Below are 917 nucleotides of genomic sequence, written 5' to 3'. Positions count from 1 at the left end.
TCGACCGATACGACCAAAACCGTATAGAACCACATCGCGAGGTTTGGTCATCGCTTCACCTTCTAGTGACTCCATTAGAGCCGTTTGAAGGAAGTCATCCATTGCAGCTACATCTTCATGGTTTTCCCAGTATTGATGCGCTAGGCGACCAACATCGACGCGACATGGGGACAGGCGCATTGATAGAAGGTGCTGGATGATCGGTTGAGTTTGTGAAGGAGTAAGCGGGGAGCCAGTGTAGTGTTTAGAAAGTCGGTGAGTTTTGATGATATCGATGGTAGTCGCGTTAACAAGAGTCTTACCGAATAGGATGACTTCAACGCCTTTTTGACGGTATAGCTGACCAAGAGTTGGGGCGATAGATTCAGCAATAGTTTGACTAGTTTGCCAGTCTAGGAGGTGCTTTTCAGGGCTCATCTTTACTTGGGACCTTTCACGTTAAGTTTTGCAGGCTTGGCGAGTGTAGGGTGCTGACCTGCATTGGGGGATAAACCGTTGTGCTGTGATCTTAAATTGTCACTTTAATGGCACGAATAGGTTTGTATTTAAGTTGTAATTTTTATGTGGCGGGATTGTAAGGTATGGCTTGTTATTCTGCTAGTAAAATTAAACCCAGCGATTCTGGCTGAAATTCGGTGTTTTACTGGTTGTATTGTCGCGTTTTGTGATATGCAACACTATTGAGTTTGTCGATTTGTAGCACTTATTTTTCGTCAAAAAATACTAATATCAAAAATAGGATGCAAACGGTTGCTATTTTTGGTCAGAAAGTGTGATCAATTCTCTTAAATAAACGAAATGAGTAAACAGGGTGGTTGAAAGTTATCCACCTAAGTCTAAATAGACCTACAAACCTTGCGTATTAGGTTGATTGGTGACGTTGAAAGAGAAAATATTTTGCTTTTTTTACAATATTA

The 917-nt window shown here is 41.4% G+C and carries 1 pseudogene; it reads right to left on the bottom strand.

Annotated elements, in window-relative coordinates:
• Window positions 1-417, bottom strand: a pseudogene (locus KIV40_RS34185) (glyceraldehyde-3-phosphate dehydrogenase); the annotation flags it as partial.
• Between the last annotated feature and the right edge of the window lie 500 nt (window positions 418-917).

The organism is Vibrio sp. D173a, assembly GCF_030248475.1.
The sequence above is the reverse complement of the archived record's forward strand: the minus strand, read 5'-3'. Positions and strand labels throughout refer to the sequence as shown.